This is a genomic window from Stutzerimonas sp. LR2 (assembly GCF_055755175.1).
This window is the reverse complement of sequence record NZ_JBVTRR010000065.1, coordinates 1-791: the sequence shown is the minus strand read 5'-3', so window position 1 is coordinate 791 and position 791 is coordinate 1. Positions and strand designations below refer to the sequence as shown.

The window sequence follows — 791 nt, the reverse complement described above, 5'->3', positions numbered from 1 at the left end:
GGTGGTAAGTCAATCAACCATCAATATCAAAAGGATAGTCGTATGGCGCAACGTGGCGTTAACAAAGTCATTATTGTCGGAAATCTCGGGCAAGACCCCGAAGTCCGAGCAATGCCAAACGGTGGCTCCGTTGCCACTATTTCCATCGCAACGTCTGAAACCTGGCGTGACAAGCAGACAGGTGAACAACGTGAGAAAACAGAGTGGCATCGCGTTGTCTTCTTTGGCAAATTAGCCGACGTTGTCGGTGAATACCTGCATAAAGGCTCACAAATCTATATCGAAGGACAACTCTCAACGCGTAAATGGCAAGACCAAAGCGGCGCGGATCGCCACACAACTGAAATCGTGGTCAATCCGGCCTCCGGTGGCACCATGCAAATGCTTGGTTCCGCACCCAATAACGGGCAGCAAAACTCGCGACAAGCCAACAGCCAGCAAAACAATGCATCCAGCAGCCAACAAGGCGGTTGGGGTGCTCCGCAACAAAGTTCTCAACAGCACAGCCAAGGCGGCTGGGGAGCACCCAATCACGATGATCCACCATTCTAACACCTGCTATCGTTCCGCCATGCAGCCTTAATGGCTGCATTAATGTTTCTATCTCTCGGAGTCTGACATGAACGAAATACAGGCATCATTGAATGCCATTCTCAATAACGGCAGTATCGGCCAGGCGCTCAGCTATGCAGGGATCGCGGTGGCTGGTTTCGCGGTTGCGTCATTATTGTTTCGTAGCTTGATGATGGTCATGCTGGGTGCGGTAGCGACATTTTATGTGTTTTTCCTGA

General features: G+C 50.8%; 1 protein-coding gene. It reads left to right on the top strand.

Translation table 11 applies throughout. From position 1 onward, the window contains the following. Positions 1–42: 42 nt before the first annotated feature. A complete protein-coding gene (gene ssb, locus ACVRRC_RS22055) occupies positions 43–552 on the top strand; it encodes a single-stranded DNA-binding protein (RefSeq protein WP_131680312.1) in 510 nt (169 codons plus the stop codon). The last annotated feature ends 239 nt before the right edge of the window (positions 553–791 follow it).